Raw genomic sequence first — 14,297 nt, forward strand, 5'->3', positions numbered from 1 at the left:
GCGTTGGGCCGCGGCCGGCCGCTCCCTAGGATGCGGCACATGATCACATCCTCCGCGTCCGTCCCTGACCTGCTGAACCGCCACCGCCCCGCCGACGACCGGGAGCGCGCCGACGTCGGGCGGGTGCGCGCCCTGCTCGCCGCCGGTGGCGACCCCTGGCAGCGCGTCCTGCCCCTGCACCTCACCGCGACGGCGGTGATCGTCCACCCGGAGAGCCGCCGGGTGCTGCTCCGCCGGCACCCGCGTCTCGGTTCCTGGCTGCTGGTGGGCGGGCACGGCGATCCCGGGGAGACCGACCCGCTGGCCGTGGTGGCGCGCGAGGGCCGGGAGGAGACGGCGCTGACGGACCTGACGCCCTGGCCGGACGGGGAGTTGGCGCACGTCGTGGTGGTGCCGGTGCCCGCCTCCGACCGCGAGCCGGCACACGAACACGCCGACCTGCGATTCGTCCTGGCGACCGGGACACCGGAGGCGGTCCGCCCCGAGCATCCGGGCGCGGAGCTGCGCTGGGCGGCCGTCGACGAGGCGCTGGAGTCGGTCGCCGAGGAGAACGTGCGCGAGACGCTGTCCCGGGTACGGCCGTTGCTGGAGGGCTGACGCCCGGGCGGGGGCCCGACTCGGGGCGTCTTACCGACCTCCACGGTCGGGAGCGCCGGGGAGCACTGCGGCCCGTTCCGCATGGTGTCTCGTACGGAGCGTGACCGGCTCCCACTCCGATTCGTTGGATGATCGCACCGGGGTCACGGCCGGATCACACACCGGCCGTGCGGCACGGAGAACAGGCCGCGCCCACCCCCTGACGAACACCGAGGAGCCTTCATGGTCCGCCGTACGCCGAGCGGCCCCGCGTTCCGTCCCGACGGGGCGAGGACCCCGGGCGGAGCGGCCCGCCTTCCCGCTCTCCTGGTCACCGGCCTCGCTCTCGGCGGTCTGGCGTCCGGCACGCTCCAGACCCCTGCCGCCCATGCCCTGCCGTCCGCCCACGGCAGGCGCGTCTTCACCACGGTCCAGGCTCAGATCGTCCCCATCCCCAAGGAGACCAGGACCTTCACCTTCACGCTGTGGGGCGGGGGCGGCGGCGGAGGGGGCGGCGCGGGAGGCGGGGGCGGAGGGGGTGGTGGCGGAGGCGGCGGCGCGCGCAAGGGCTCGTCCGCCAAGGTCTCCTACGGCGGTGGCGGCGGCGGGGCGTCCGGCGCCAGTGGCGGCGGCGCCGGCGGAGGCGGCGGCGCGGGGAGCTTCGTCAAGTGCCGCGTCGTCTTCGGCCCCGATCAGGAGTCGTTCTACTTTCGCGTCGGTGGCGGCGGCCGGGCCGGAGGAAAGGGCCGGAGGACGGGCAACCGCGGCGGGTACGGCAGGGGCGGCGCGGGGGAAGCGGACCGGTAAGCGCCGGCGGCAACGGTGACGACGGCGCCCCCGGCGAAGACGGGCGGCGCGGGGACGACGGAGGCGACACCTTCGTGTGGGGCAAGGGCCGCAAGGAACTGGTCAGGGCGGCCGGCGGCCACGCGGGCACGGGCGGACAGGCCGGGGCCCTGGGCAACGGTGGCGAGGGCGGCTTGTCGGCCTTCCGGGGAGGCACGCCGGGGAAGCGCGCCCCGCTCAACGGCCCGGCGGCGGGCGGCCCGGCGGGTGCCGGTCAGACACAGGTCACATGCGTCGGCGACCTGCTCCGGCGGCAGGACGGGCCGGCCGGACTGCCCGGGTCCGGCTCCGCCCCGGGCGGCTGGCGCAACGTGGGCGCCCACGGCAACGGAACGGAACACGGAGCGGGTGGTGAGGCGCGCGCCCCGGGGCACAAGGGGCGCGCCGGGGCCGGTGTCCACCAGGCTTCGGTCACGGCGGGGAGCGGCGGCGACGGCGGTGACGGCGGCCCGGGCGGGCGCGGAGGGTCCGGCGGGCGAGGTGGTGAATTCGCGGGAGGCGCCGACGGTGCCGACGGCCGCCCCGGAGCACCTGGTCACGACGGCGGGAAGGGCGGCGCGGGAGCCATCGTCATCGAGTGGTGAGGCACCCTCCCGCGACACCGGGGAGAGGTCCGCGGCCGACGGCGCGTCAGGGACGACGTACCCCAAGGGCCGCCTGAGCGGGTGGGATTGACGGGGATCCGGGCTGCGTCGGTCCCGGCGGAGCGCCGAAGTCCGGAGGCCGGGGCTCGCTCTTCGTGGCCGCCCCGGCCCTCGCGGCAGCCCGCCTGTCCTCAGCGACCGGCGGTCACCCTGCGGCGGCCGTGCGTCCGTTCGCCGGCGGCGGACGGCGGCGTGCCGCCGGATGACGCGGTGGTGCCGGAAGACCGCGCGGCGCCGGACCGCGTGCCGGAGCCGGCCACGCGCCGGGACTTCGTGCGCCGCGTCGCGGCGACGGCCACGCCGAGCAGCACGATCAGGCCGCCGACGCCGGCCAGCGGCGCGGGGACGTTGCCGAACAGGGCGGCGTCCAGGGCCAGGGCCGCGACGGGCACGGCGTAGAGCACCAGCGAGCTGGTGGCCGCCGTCGCGGCGCGGAGGACGCGCGACCAGGTGCAGAAGGCGAGGACGGTGCAGCCGAGGCCGAGCCAGCCGACGGCCGCCCCTGCCGCCAGCCGACCGCGGCCGACTGCCGTACGGCGTCGGGGACCGCGAACAGCAGCGGCAGCAGGCCGAAGACGCTGCCGTAGAAGATGCAGTCCAGCCCGAGTAGCGGCGCAGCAGCGGCTTCTGGAGGACGAACGAGGTGGCCTGCGCGGCCGCGGCGACGACGATCATCGCCATGGCGGTGTGCGAACCGCCGCCCGCGCCGCCGGCCATGGCGACGAGGAGGGCTCCGCCCAGCGCCACCAGCAGGCCGACGACGCCCCGGGCGCCGGGCCGTTCCTTGAGGACGAGCATGCCGAGGAGCGTGGCGAAGACGGGCGAGGTGGCCACCAGCATGGCGGCGGTGCCGCCCTCGACGTGCCGTTCGCCCGCGTACAGCAGCAGTTGGTAGGCGGTCATGCCGGTGAGGCCGAAGCCCGCCATGCGCAGGGCGTCCGCCCGGCGGAGCCGGCTGATGCGGCCGGTGAGCGCGCAGGGGACGAGGATCGCCGCGGCGCAGAGGAGGCGCAGGATGGCGATGGACGTCGGGGAGTAGCCGTCGAGGGCGATGCGGATCGCGGGGAAGGCGGACCCCCAGAGGATCGCCGTCGCGGCCATGAACGTCCAGGGGGACGTCGTTCGGCGCTCGGCCGCCATGGGAGGTCACCGCCCATCGGTAGGGGATGTGCAGGAAGGGATGTGTGCGGAGGGGCCGTGGGAAGCGGTTGTTCGCCGGTTTCCGGGCCGCTTTCGACGCTAGCGGCATTCCATCCATAAGTCGAATAATGAATTCCGTTATGGAACCCAAGACTTCCTTTGGGATGGCGTCGGGGAACGACCGCGCGCGGGCACGACAAGGGGGCCGAGGTCGCGCCGGACGCCCTCCCCTCCTCGGGGCGCCGACCCTCCCTCGGCCCGCTCAACTCCCATGATTCCAGAGAGCATTCGTTCCGTCACGAGCTGTAACCGGACGGCCGGGGTGTGGCTCCCGGCCTCGCGCCCCGGCGTGCGCCGTTGTGCCCCATCTGCTCAGCTGGATGAGTGGGCGCAAACCGCCCCGGGAGGAGGAGTCCACATGGCTATGGCCACTCGGGATGCCACCCGGACCGGCACCGGGACCCTGCGCGAGCTGCTGGCCGCGCCGGGCCCGTTCGCCTCGGTCTATTTCGACCTCGAAGCACGCCCGGAGCGGGCGGAGGAGGCCGGGGCCCGCTGGCGCGAACTGGCCGCCCGGCTCGCCCGCGAGGGCGCCGACGCCGCCACCGTCGACGCGCTCACGGCCCACGTCATGGACGCGCTGCCGGGCACCGGCGTCCTCGCCCTCTTCGCCTCGCACGGCGAGGTGCGCCACGCCGCCGGACTGCCCGGCGGCCACCACGGCGACGTCGCCGAATTCGCCGCCGTACCGCACCTGTTGCCGCTGCTGGAGTGGCGGCAGGAGCACCCCGCGCACGTCGTCGCCGTCGTCGACCGCACCGGCGCCGACCTGCTCGTCCACGCCGAGGGCGGCACCGAGCCCCGGCGGCGCACGGTCCAGGGGACCGACGACGAGATCCTGCGCACCTCGGGCCTGCCGAACATGCGCTTCCAGCACCGCGCCGAGGACTCCTGGGAGCGGAACGCGAAGGTCGTCGCCGAGGCCGTGGAGGAGGCGCTCGCCGAGGTGTCGGCGTCCCTGCTGCTGGTCGCGGGCGACGTCCGGGCCCGGCAGTACCTGACCAAGCACCTGCCCGCGCGGGTCCGCCGGGACGTCACCGTCGGGCACATCAGCGGCAGCCGGTCGGCCGACGGCTCGACGGCGGTGCGGACGTCCCGCACCGAGACCGAGGTGGCCCGGGCCGGGCACGCCCGGACCGCGGAACTGCTGCGCACCCTGGAGCATGAGCTCGCGCCCGGTGGGCACGCGGTCGAAGGGGTTCGCGCCACGCTCGACGCACTCGCCGTCGGCCGGGTGGGAACCCTGACGGTCACCGGCGACCCGCGGGACCAGCGGACCGCCTGGTTCGGCGAATCGCCGGCCGAGCTCGCCGAGCGCCGCGACGACCTGCCGCCGGACGGCGGCGGGGAGCCGCACGAGGGGCGCCTCGCCGACGTGGCGGTCCGGGCGGCCCTGCTGACCGGCGCCGACGTACGGGTGCTGGAGCCGGGCGAGGCCCGGACCCCGGCGCAGGGCACGGGAGGCATCTGCCGCTACCCGTGACGGCCGTCACCGCGGTGACCGTCGAGACAGCCGATCCAGACGAGCAGGACAAGGAGAACACCGCATGAAGGTGGCATTTCTCGTGGCCCCCGAAGGCATCGAGCAGGTCGAGCTGACCGACCCGTGGCAGGCGGTCCTGAACGCCGGCGGCACCCCGCGCCTCGTCTCCACCGAGGCGGGCAGCGTGCAGGCGTTCCACCACCTCGACAAGGCCGACACCTTCCCCGTCGACGACGTGGTGGACCAGGTGTCCGTCCAGGAGTACGACGGCCTGGTGCTCCCCGGCGGCGTGGCCAATCCGGACGCGCTGCGGATGCACGAGGGCGCCGTCGCCTTCGTCAAGTCCTTCTTCGAGGCGGGCAAGCCGGTCGCCGCGATCTGCCACGCCCCGTGGACGCTGGTGGAGGCCGACGTGCTGCGCGACCGGACCCTCACCTCGTGGCCCAGCCTGCGTACCGACATCCGCAACGCGGGCGGCACCTGGGTGGACGAGCAGGTGAAGGTGTGCACCGGCGGCCCCAACACCCTGATCACCAGCCGGAAGCCGGGCGACCTGCCGGCCTTCTGCTCGGCGTTCGTGAAGGAGTTCCGCAACACCGCGAACGCCTGACCGCGACAGCCCGGCCGGAACGCCCGGCCGCGTGGGCCGGCGGCACCCCGCCCGTCATGACAGGGCGCGGGCGGCCGCCGGCCGAGTTGCGAGCGGGAGCGGTGCTCCTACGGTGGCACTGTGATCGGCACACCGGATCCCCGGGCCGGTACGGACGGACCGCTCCGCCGGCTCCTGCGCGCCCCGGGCGCACCGGAGGCGCTGCGCCGCGCCACCTGGCTGACCGTCGCCGGCTGCGCGGGGTTCTACACGTTCGCCTACGCCTTCGGCCGGCGCGACATGGCGCTGTTCGCCATGTTCGGCGCACTGCCCCTGATCCTCTTCTCCTCGGTCCCGGGACCACCCCCGCGGCGGACCGGGACCCTGCTGCTGACGCTGCCCGTCGGCTGGGCGCTGGTCACCGCCGGTACCCTGCTCGCCGTCCGCGACTGGTCGGCGGCGCTGGGGATGCTGGTGGTGGGCTTCGCCGTCTCCCTGCTCGCGAACGGGGGCCCGCGGACGGCCGGCCCGGCGCCCGCCTTCCAGCTCTACTACGTGCTCCCCTGCTTCCCGCCCTACGCGCCGGACGCCCTGCCCGCCCGCCTGGCCGGCCTCACCGTCGGCATCCTGCTCACCGCCCTCGTGGACCGGCTGCTGTGGCGCGACCCGCCGACCGTCCCGTACCGCACGCCGCTCGCGGCCGCCGCCGAGGCCACGGCCGGCTACTGCGCCGCCGTCGGCCGGCTCCTGGCGGGCGACGACGGGGCCGAGGACGTCCGGGACGCGCGGGAGGCGGCCCACCGGGCCCTGACGGCGACACTGCTGTCCCAGGTGCCGCCGGCCGAACGCCCCACCACCGCCACGCCCGGCGACCGGGCCCTCGCCCACACCCGCGCCGCCGTGCGGCACGTCCGCGACCTCCTGGACGGCGTCGTCGACGACCCCGGCGGACCCGTGCCCGGCGCGCCCGGGCTGCTGCGGCACTGCGCGGAATCCCTGCGGCGCACCGCCTCGTCGCTGCGCGCGGACGTCCGGGACCCGGGGGCGAGGACGCCCTACCGGCCGTGCTGGCCGCCTTCGACGCGGAGCGGGCCCGGGGGCTCCCCCAGGCCACGCCCGGACGGCTGCGCCGGGACGCCGTGGTCCGCCGGGTGGCGGAAGGGACCCTCGTGGCGGCCGAGGCGGGGCGCCTCGCGGCCGGCGGGCGGCTCTCCGCCGCCTGGGACTACCCCGGCACCCCCTTCGCGTACGCCGGCGTCAGCACCGCCGCGTGGTGGTGGCACCGGCTGGCCGTACGCCTGACCCCGAGGTCCGTGCTGTTCCGGAACGCCCTCCGGCTCTCCCTGGCCCTGGCCTGCGCCCGGCTCCTGGTCGGCGTCCTGGAACTGCCGCACGGCTTCTGGGTGCTGCTGGCGATCCTCAGCCTGATGCGCACCTCCGCGGCCGACACCCGGGCCGCGCTGGTGCCCGGCGTCGTCGGCACGGTCGTCGGCGGCGTCCTCGCCACCGGGATGCTGCTCGCCGCGGACGGCACGACCGCCTTCTACGCGGCCTTCACCCCCGTCTTCCTGCTGGTGGGCCTGACCGTCGGCCCGGTGCTCGGCCCCGCGTGGACGCAGGGAGTGGTGACGGTCGCCCTCGTGCTGATCTTCGGCCAGGTGGCGCCGCCCGACTGGGACCTGCCCGCCGTCCGGCTCCTCACCGTCCTGATCGGCGGGGGATCGGCGCGGTGGCGAGCCTGCTCGCCTGGCCCGGGGCGCGGCCGGACAACTGCGGCACGACATCGCCCAGTTCCTGACCCGGGCCGCCGCGGCGTGCCCGGCCGTCACCGCCCGGCTCGTCCACCCGGGCGACGGGGGCGCGGAGGAACTGGAGGCGGCGCGGCGGGCCTTGTTCCTTGCGCAGGGGACCTACCTCCAGTACCACATGGAGGCCGCCTCGCGGGACGGCCGGGACCCGCCCTGGGAGGCGTTCATGCTGCCCGGGTACGCGGCGGTCGGCGGCGGCGCCATGATGCTCGCCCGGCGCCGGGACGGCGACCGCCCGCCGCTGCCGGGCGCCGCCGGCGAGGAGTTGGCCGGGCTGGCGGGGTGGCGGCGGCGGGGTGCCTGGCGGCGGCGGAGGCCCTCCGCTCGGGGCGGGCCCCCGGGGACGCCGGCGGTACGCCGGCCGCCGAGGCGTCGGGCGCTCTGCGGTGGGCGGCCGGCCACGCGTCGTCGGCCCGGGTGGCCGACGTCCTGCTGGTCGCCGACGCGGAGGCGTGGCTGGCGGGGGTGGTGCGGGACGCCGGCGCGGCTCGCGGGTGAGGGTGCCCCGGTCCCTCCCTTTCGCCGTTTCCTGGGGCTGCGCCCCAGACCCCCTTTCGCGGCTTCGCCGCTCGTCCTCAAGCGCCGGACGGGCTGAAAATAAGCCCGTCCGGCGCTTGAGGACAACCGCGCGGAGCGCGGTTTCGGGGGTGCGGGGGCGCAGCCCCCGCAAGAAACGGTGAAAGGGCGGGCCCGGGGCACCTCACACCCGATCGGCCCCCCGCCGCCGCAGATACACCCCCCACGTGACCACCAAACACACCACGTACCACCCCAGAAACGCCAGATACGCCGGTTCGCCACTCCCCCCGCTCTGGAACGCCTGCCGGAACGCGACGTTGATCAGAACGCCACCGAGCGCCCCGACCGCACCGATGACACCCATGGCGGCGTTGGCGTGCCGGTGCGCCAGCCGGTAAGCCGCCTCCTGGTCCGCACCCTCCGCCACCCGGCGGCGAGCGGCGGCGCGGTGCAGCGCGGGAATCATCTTGTAGGTCGAGCCGTTGCCGAGTCCGCTGAGGCAGAAGAGGAGCACGAACCCGGTCAGGAACAGCGGCAGCGACTGCTCCCGCGAGGCCGCGACGACGAGGGCGGTGCTGCCCGCCATGGCGGCGAACGTCCAGAACGTGACGCGTGCCCCGCCCCACCGGTCGGCCAGGACACCGCCCAGGGGCCGGACCAGGGAGCCCAGCAGCGGCCCCAGGAAGGTGAGGGAGGCCGCCCGGACGGGGGTCGGGAAGTCGTCCGGGAACTGGACGAGGAGCACCTGCCCGAAGGCGAAGCCGAAGCCGATGAACGAGCCGAACGTCCCGATGTAGAGCAGGGACACGATCCAGGTGTGCCCGTGCCGAGCCACCTCGCGCAGCGGCCGGCCGGCCGGGCGGGGGACGTCGAGGTCGTCCATGCGCAGGGCGGCGGCGAGGGCGGCCAGCACGATGAGCGGGATGTAGACGAGGACGATCAGCCGGGGGTGCCCCGCGCCCGCCGTGCCCAGCACCAGGAGGCCGAGCAACTGCACGGCGGGGACGCCGAGGTTGCCGCCGCCGGCGTTGACGCCCAGGGCGCGGCCCTTGAGGCGCTGGGGGTAGAACGCGTTGATGTTGGCCATCGACGAGGCGAAGTTGCCGCCCCCGACGCCCGCGACGGCGGCCACCAGCACCAACGTCGAGTAGGAGACGCCCGGTTCGAGGACGGCGGCGGCGAGCGCCGTGGGGACGAGCAGGGCGGCGGCGCTGATCACCGTCCAGGTCCGGCCGCCGAACACGCCCACGGCGACGGTGTACGGCAGCCGCAGCGCGCCGCCGACGAGTGTGGGCACGGCCGTGAGCAGGAACTTCCCGGCCGGGTCGATGCCGTACTCGGGGCCGAGGAAGAGGACGAGGACGGACCACAGGCTCCACACCGAGAAGCCGATGTGCTCGCAGAGGACGGAGAGGACGAGGTTGCGCCGGGCGGTCCGGGCACCCCCGGCCGCCCAGAACGCCGGGTCCTCGGGCCGCCAGTCCTCGACGCGCCGCCGGCGGCGGGATGCGGGGACGGCGGATGGTCCGGGGGCCCGTTCGGCGGCGGGGGTGGCGGGGGTGATGGGGCTGGCGGGGTTCACGGGTGCTCCCGGGCGGGGCGGACGAGCGGTCGGCGGGCGGGGCGGTGGTCGCGGCGGCGAGGCGGTCGGGGCCGCCGGGAGCGCCTGCGGGGCGCCGACCGGCGGCCTCGGGAGCGCCTGCCCGTCGTCCGGGGTCCTCGGCAGCGCCCGAGCGACAGCCGGCGGCCTCGGAGGCAACGGCGCGGCGGCCGGCGTCGCCGGGCCCGCCGGCCGTGCCCTCCTCGGACGCGCCCGCGAGGCGCACCGGCCACACGGGCAGCGTGGCGGGAGCGCCGCCGGGTGCCTCGGGCTCGTCGGGGCAGACGCCCGAGCGCAGGTCGAAGGCGCGGTGGTACATGGGCTCGACGACGACGGGCGTCCCGTCGCGGCTCCCGAGGAGGCCGCGGGAGACCACGTACGCCCCGCTGAACGGGTCCCGGTTGCCGACGGCGTAGAGCCGTCCGGCGCGGTCCCGGAAGACCGCCACCTGGTGCCCGCCGACGAGCGCGGCGACCCCGCGCCCGGGGATCAGGTCGTCGTAGGAGCAGACGGGGGTCCAGCCGGCGCCGGTGTCGACCTCGACGGCGGCGCGGCGGGCGGTCATCGGGCCACCGCCGCGACAGCCGGGCTGGCCGGGACGCTCGGGACGGGGAGGACGGGCGGGGCGGCCGGGCGGATCCGTCCCGGTTCGCCCTCGAAGCGGACGGCCGGGTCGGGGGTGCCGGGCGCGTTGACGAACGAGACGAAGCGGCGCAGCCGTTCGGGGTCGTCGAGGGTGGCGCGCCACTCGTCCTCGTAGGTGGCGACGTGCCGGTCCATCAGGGCGTCGAGGTCGGCGCAGATGCCGAGGGAGTCGTCGACGACGACGGACCGCAGCCGGTCGAGTCCGCCTTCCATCCGCGCGATCCAGGGGGCGGTGCGCTCCAGCCGGTCGGCGGTGCGGATGTAGAACATCAGGAAGCGGTCGAGGGTGCGGACGAGGGTGTCGCGGTCGGCGTCGGCGAGGAGGAGTTCGGCGTGGCGGGGGGTCGTCCCGCCGTTGCCGCCGATGTAGAGGTTCCAGCCGGCGGCGGTGGCGATGACGCCGAAGTCCTTGCCGCGGGCCTCGGCGCACTCGCGGGCGCAGCCGCTGACGGCGGCCTTGAGCTTGTGCGGGGAGCGCAGGCCGCGGTAGCGGAGTTCGAGTTCGACGGCGAGCGCGACGGAGTCCTGGACGCCGTAGCGGCACCAGACCGAGCCGACGCAGGACTTCACCGTGCGCAGGGCCTTGCCGTAGGCGTGTCCGGACTCGAAGCCGGCGTCGACGAGCCGCCGCCAGATGTGCGGGAGCTGGTCGACGGTGGCGCCGAGCAGGTCGATGCGCTGCCCGCCGGTGATCTTCGTGTAGAGGCCGAAGTCGCGGGCGACCTCGCCGATGACGATGAGCTTCTCTGGGGTGATCTCGCCGGCCGGGACGCGGGGGACGACGGAGTAGGAGCCGTTGCGCTGGAGGTTGGCGAGGAAGTGGTCGTTGGTGTCCTGGAGGGCGGCCTGTTCGCCGTCGAGGATGTGGACGGAGTTGCCGAGGCGGGGGTTGAGGGTGGCGAGGATGGAGGCGACGACGGGTTTGCAGGTGTCGCAACCGTCGCTGCCGTGGGCAGCGCTCCCGTGTTCGTCGATGAGGCGGGAGAAGGTGGTGATGCCGGTGACGCTGATGATGTCGAAGAGTTCGGCCCGGGTGTGGGTGAAGTGTTCGCAGAGGCCCTTGAGGGCGGGAGTGGCGCCGGCGGGCGTGGTCGCGCCCTCGACGAGCTTGGTCACCATGGAGACGCAGGAGCCGCAGCCGGTGCCGGCGTGGGTGTGCCGCTGGACCGCGCGGACGTCCGCGCAGCCGTGCTCGGTGACGGCGGCACGGATGCAGCCCTTGGTGACGTTGTGGCAGGAGCAGACGATCGTGCTGTCCGGGAGGCTCTCCGGGCCGGGTGCCGCCGCGCCCGCCGCGGAGGCCGGCAGCAGGAGCCGTTCCGGCGCGGTGGTGAGCGGGGTGCCCGCCTCCGCGAGCGGCCGGAGCACGTCGTAGGCGTCCGTGTCACCGACGAGGACGCCGCCGAGCAGCCGGCCGTCGGGGGCGACGACGAGCTTCTTGTACACGCCTTCGCGGCTGTTGGCGTAGCTCACCTCCAGGGCGTCGTCGCCGGTGGCGTGGGCGTCGCCGAAGCTGGCGACGGCGACGCCGAGGAGTTTGAGGCGGGCGGCGGGTTCGGCGCCGGTGAAGCTGCCGTCGCCGCCCGTGATCCGGTCGGCGGCGGCCTCGGCCATCGCGTAGCCCGGGGCGACCAGCCCGTGCACCCGGCCGTCGGGGGTCAGGGCGCACTCGCCGACGGCCCAGACGCGGGGGTCGGCGGTGCGGCAGCCGTCGTCGACGACGATGCCGCCGCGCTCGCCGACGGGCAGGCCGCAGGCGCGGGCGAGTTCGTCGCGGGGCCGGACCCCGGCGGAGAACACGACGAGCCCGCACGGGACGACCGTGCCGTCCGAGAGCGTCACGCTGCCGACGGTCCCGTCCGGCCCGGCCTCGACGGCACGGGCGCCGACGCCGGTGTGCACGACGACGCCCAGCTCCTCGACCTTGCGGCGCAGGGCGGCGCCACCGCCGTCGTCCACCTGCGCGGCCATCAACCGGGGCGTGAACTCGACGACATGCGTCTCCAGCCCCAGGGCCCGCAGCGCCCCCGCCGCCTCAAGACCGAGCAGCCCGCCACCGACGACGAGCCCGGTACGCACGCCCTCGGCGCGGGCGCGGAGGGCCTCCAGGTCGTCGAGGGTGCGGTAGACGAAGCAGCCCGGGGTGTCCTGACCGGTGACGGGCGGGACGAAGGGGCGCGATCCGGTGGCCAGGACGAGGGTGTCGTACGCGTACACCGCACCCGAGCGGGTGGTGACCTCGCGGGCGGCACGGTCGACGGCCGTGACGGGGTCGTCGAGATGCAGCCCGATACCGGGGCGCCGCGCGAACTCCTCCGGCCAGAGCGACAGTTCCTCCTCCGAGACACCGGAGAGGAACGAGGTGAGCCGGACGCGGTCGTACGCGGGCCGCGGCTCCTCGGCGAGGACGGTGACGCGCGGGGCGCCGGCACCGAGCCCGTCGGCGCGCCGGACGAACGCTTCCAGGAAGCGCTGGCCGACCATGCCGTGGCCGACGAGCACGAGGTGGGGCGGGGTGCGGTGGGGCGGGGTGCTGAGGGTGGTCATGCGGTCGGTCCGCCTTTCGGGATCGTCAGCGGGCGCACGGAGGCGGCGCGACGCGGCGCGGGACGCTGCGTCGGGCTCGCACCCTGGGTGCACGGGGTGACTGCGGGGCCCCGGCGTCGTCGGCGGGGAGGAAGGCTCACTGGTGTGACAGGGCGGTGCACGGCGGGCTCACGCCCGGCGCCCCCGGATGACTTGGGATGTCGAGGGAGCCCCGGCGCCATTGTCAGGACGAACGGATGAACCGGGGCGGCGTGGAGTGGGCTCGCGCCCGGCCTGTGATGTCGAGGGCCCCGGCGCCATCGGCGGGGAGGACGGACGTCCGGCCGGTGTGGCGGGGAAGGCGCGGCCCCGCCCGCGCGGTGGCGGGTGCCGGCGGGGAGCCGCCCGGCCGTCGTGGCGCGGCCTCATGGGCAGCCCTCCCCCACGAGCAGGTCCAGGGCGTCCCCCGCCACGGGCTCGCCGCGTGCCACGGCGTCCCCCACCTCACCCACGGTCGCCAGATCCCCGACGAGGATCGCGCCGACGGGCACGCCCCCGCGCAGCACCAGCTTCCGGTAGGTGCCGCGCGTCGCGTCGGCCAGGGTGACGACATCGGTGTCGTCGCCCGAGGCCGTGGAGTCGCCGAACGCGGCCACCTCCACCGGCCCACCGCCAAGCCGGAGGAGGCGGCCCGGAGAGATGGAAGGACCGGCGTTCGTCGGGGTTCCGGACAGTTCCGCGGCCAGGGCGTCGGCCAGTGCGTCGGCCTGTTCCCAGGCGGCTTCGGCCCGGCCGTGCACGACGTTCCGGTGCTCGGCGCAGTCGCCGATCGCGTACACGTGCGGCACGGACGTGGTGAGGGTGTCGTCCACGACGACGCCCGTGGCCACGGCGAGGCCGGCGGCCCGGGCGAGTTCCGTCCGGGGACGTACGCCGCAGGTGAGGACGACGGTCCGGGCGTCGATCGACGTCCCGTCCGACAACCGCACCCCGGCGACCGGGCCGTCGTCGCCGAGCGCCGTGAGGGTGCCCGGCTCGTGGTGCACGACGACGCCGAGCGAGGCGAGGGTACGGCGCACGACGGCGGCACCGCCCGCGTCGAGGTGACAGTTCATCAAGTGGGCCTGATCATGTACCAGATGGACCGCGGCCCCCGACCCGGCGAGCGCCTGCGCCGCGCCGACGCCGAGGACTCCCCCGCCGACGACGACGGCCGTCCCGCCGCTCCGGACGCCCGCCGCGATCCTGGCGCGGTCGCCGAGCGTGCGCAACGGGTGGATCCCGTCCCGGAGCGCCCCGGCGGCGGTGCGCAGGCCGGGCAGGTCCGGGACGACGGGCTCGGCGCCGGTGGCCAGGACGAGGGTGTCGTACGCGGCGGTCTCCCCGCCGGCCGTGCGCAGGGTGCGCGGCCCGGGGGCGATCGCGACGACCTCGGTGCCGGTGCGGACGGCCGCCCCGCCGGTGGGCAGGGCGATGGCGCCGGACGCGTACCGGCCGCGCAGCAGGCCGGTGAGGAGGGTGCGGTTGTACGGCGCGTACGGCTCCGCGCCGTACAACGTCACCCGCGCGCTCCCCTCCGGTGCGAGCGCGAGCAGCTGCCGCGCGAACCGGGCGGCGGCCATTCCCGCCCCGACGACGGCGACGCGGTGGGGGCCCGGGGGCGCGGCGACCGCCGTACGGCGGATCCCGGGAGGGGTGGAGCGCCGGGCCCGTCCGCCGATCCGGAGCCATCCTCGGTGGCGCGCGGGGGGCCTGACTCCCGTCCGGGCGTCCCCGTCGGCCGTGGGCCCACCGTGCCTCCGGCCGACGTCACATCCGCCGACGGCTGCCTCACGGGTAACGTCCCGGTCCGGGCATCCGG

Annotated in this window: 12 protein-coding genes and 2 pseudogenes; 8 read left to right on the top strand and 6 right to left on the bottom strand. The window is 76.1% G+C overall.

Going from position 1 to position 14,297, the window contains the following annotated elements; genetic code table 11:
• Positions 1–39: 39 nt before the first annotated feature.
• The 3 genes from ACQEVS_RS01525 (at position 40) to ACQEVS_RS01535 (ending at position 2,006) form a co-directional block, all read left to right on the top strand.
• Complete coding sequence (locus ACQEVS_RS01525; RefSeq protein ID WP_433014037.1) at positions 40–597, top strand: NUDIX hydrolase; 558 nt, start codon at positions 40–42, stop codon at positions 595–597.
• A gap of 222 nt (positions 598–819) precedes the next feature.
• Entirely contained in the window at positions 820–1,383 is a 564-nt protein-coding gene (locus tag ACQEVS_RS01530; protein ID WP_433014039.1) for a hypothetical protein, read from the top strand.
• Positions 1,384–1,457: 74 nt separating this feature from the next.
• Positions 1,458–2,006, top strand: a complete 549-nt coding sequence (locus ACQEVS_RS01535) for a hypothetical protein (RefSeq protein WP_433028163.1) — start codon at positions 1,458–1,460, stop codon at positions 2,004–2,006.
• A 191-nt stretch (positions 2,007–2,197) separates the two neighbouring features.
• On the opposite strand, the gene ACQEVS_RS01540 is transcribed toward ACQEVS_RS01535, so the two are convergent.
• Positions 2,198–2,662, bottom strand: a complete 465-nt coding sequence (locus tag ACQEVS_RS01540) for an EamA family transporter (protein WP_433027168.1) — start codon at positions 2,660–2,662, stop codon at positions 2,198–2,200.
• Positions 2,663–2,709: 47 nt separating this feature from the next.
• Here ACQEVS_RS01540 and ACQEVS_RS01545 point away from each other — a divergent pair, with 47 nt between their 5' ends.
• Positions 2,710–2,961 (top strand): hypothetical protein, encoded by a 252-nt coding sequence (locus tag ACQEVS_RS01545; protein WP_433028166.1) that lies wholly within the window; start codon positions 2,710–2,712, stop codon positions 2,959–2,961.
• Here the strand turns inward: ACQEVS_RS01545 and ACQEVS_RS01550 are convergent.
• Positions 2,844–3,206: pseudogene (locus tag ACQEVS_RS01550) on the bottom strand (DMT family transporter); the annotation flags it as partial. The gene ACQEVS_RS01545 and the pseudogene ACQEVS_RS01550 overlap by 118 nt on opposite strands.
• A gap of 418 nt (positions 3,207–3,624) precedes the next feature.
• On the opposite strand from ACQEVS_RS01550, the gene ACQEVS_RS01555 reads away from it, so the two are divergent.
• The 4 genes from ACQEVS_RS01555 to ACQEVS_RS01570 all read left to right on the top strand — a co-directional run bounded on the left by ACQEVS_RS01555 (position 3,625) and on the right by ACQEVS_RS01570 (position 7,644).
• Complete coding sequence (locus ACQEVS_RS01555; RefSeq protein WP_433014042.1) at positions 3,625–4,749, top strand: Vms1/Ankzf1 family peptidyl-tRNA hydrolase; 1,125 nt, start codon at positions 3,625–3,627, stop codon at positions 4,747–4,749.
• A 64-nt stretch (positions 4,750–4,813) separates the two neighbouring features.
• Positions 4,814–5,359: a type 1 glutamine amidotransferase domain-containing protein gene (locus ACQEVS_RS01560; RefSeq protein WP_433014045.1), complete on the top strand. Its 546-nt coding sequence runs from the start codon at positions 4,814–4,816 to the stop codon at positions 5,357–5,359.
• A gap of 120 nt (positions 5,360–5,479) precedes the next feature.
• Positions 5,480–6,640 (top strand): hypothetical protein, encoded by a 1,161-nt coding sequence (locus ACQEVS_RS01565; protein WP_433014049.1) that lies wholly within the window; start codon positions 5,480–5,482, stop codon positions 6,638–6,640.
• A gap of 11 nt (positions 6,641–6,651) precedes the next feature.
• Positions 6,652–7,644 (top strand): FUSC family protein, encoded by a 993-nt coding sequence (locus tag ACQEVS_RS01570; protein ID WP_433027171.1) that lies wholly within the window; start codon positions 6,652–6,654, stop codon positions 7,642–7,644.
• A 202-nt stretch (positions 7,645–7,846) separates the two neighbouring features.
• On the opposite strand, the gene ACQEVS_RS01575 is transcribed toward ACQEVS_RS01570, so the two are convergent.
• The 4 genes and pseudogenes from ACQEVS_RS01575 to ACQEVS_RS01590 all read right to left on the bottom strand — a co-directional run bounded on the left by ACQEVS_RS01575 (position 7,847) and on the right by ACQEVS_RS01590 (position 14,157).
• Positions 7,847–9,229, bottom strand: a complete 1,383-nt coding sequence (locus ACQEVS_RS01575; RefSeq protein WP_433027174.1) for an MFS transporter — start codon at positions 9,227–9,229, stop codon at positions 7,847–7,849.
• Positions 9,230–9,539: 310 nt separating this feature from the next.
• Positions 9,540–9,830: pseudogene (locus ACQEVS_RS01580) on the bottom strand (nitrite reductase (NAD(P)H) small subunit); the annotation flags it as partial.
• Positions 9,827–12,457 carry a nitrite reductase large subunit NirB gene (nirB, locus tag ACQEVS_RS01585; RefSeq protein ID WP_433014052.1) on the bottom strand — a complete coding sequence of 877 codons (2,631 nt, stop codon included), beginning with the start codon at positions 12,455–12,457 and terminating at the stop codon, positions 9,827–9,829. The pseudogene ACQEVS_RS01580 and the gene nirB, both read right to left, overlap by 4 nt.
• A gap of 404 nt (positions 12,458–12,861) precedes the next feature.
• Positions 12,862–14,157 carry an NAD(P)/FAD-dependent oxidoreductase gene (locus ACQEVS_RS01590; protein ID WP_433027177.1) on the bottom strand — a complete coding sequence of 432 codons (1,296 nt, stop codon included), beginning with the start codon at positions 14,155–14,157 and terminating at the stop codon, positions 12,862–12,864.
• Positions 14,158–14,297 lie beyond the last annotated feature (140 nt).

It is taken from the genome of Streptomyces sp. CA-181903 (assembly GCF_050937075.1).
Lineage (GTDB): Bacteria > Actinomycetota > Actinomycetes > Streptomycetales > Streptomycetaceae > Streptomyces.